The following is a 507-nucleotide window of genomic DNA, read 5'->3' on the forward strand; positions in this document are numbered from 1 at the left end:
TTCTGTAGCGTATATAATAATCTCTTGTGGTTCGCATTCCTCCTCCGGTTCATCCGGGTAATGGAAAATATTTGCGCCGCTAAGTGCTACGGATTTAGGTAAAAGGTTCTCCTGCATTTCGGAATCAAAGTCCTCCCATTTGATCGTTACGTCCTGCAGGCTTATCGTATCTTTTGTCCATTTAAAGCGTCCCGAGGCAAAGTGTCCCGTGCCGTCGGGATTGATGACGAATGAATTATCTCTTGAACTTATCGAACCATCATTGTTTAACCGTAACAAGGGGTTTTGTATCGTACCCCCGATACCACCTTTAGAAAACCAGGCCCCGTAATCCTCTACATAGGAAAGCGTCCCGTCTGTAGGCTGGTATTGAGACGGGGTGGAACCTGCCTCCAATTGCGGCGCTGTTATAAGCATTCCGCTGACAGGAGCTTCCAGCCGGATAAGGCAATCCGTCTCTTTTGAGTCCTTAAAGGTGAAAGGGACGGAATACCTCTTCCAATCTGT

At 47.3% G+C, this 507-nt stretch carries 1 pseudogene; it reads right to left on the bottom strand.

What is annotated here, in order from left to right:
• A pseudogene (locus tag ACFO6W_RS26525) lies at positions 1 to 507 on the bottom strand (hypothetical protein); the annotation flags it as partial.

The organism is Dysgonomonas termitidis (assembly GCF_042654545.1).
In the GTDB taxonomy this organism is placed as follows: Bacteria; Bacteroidota; Bacteroidia; order Bacteroidales; family Dysgonomonadaceae; genus Dysgonomonas; species Dysgonomonas termitidis.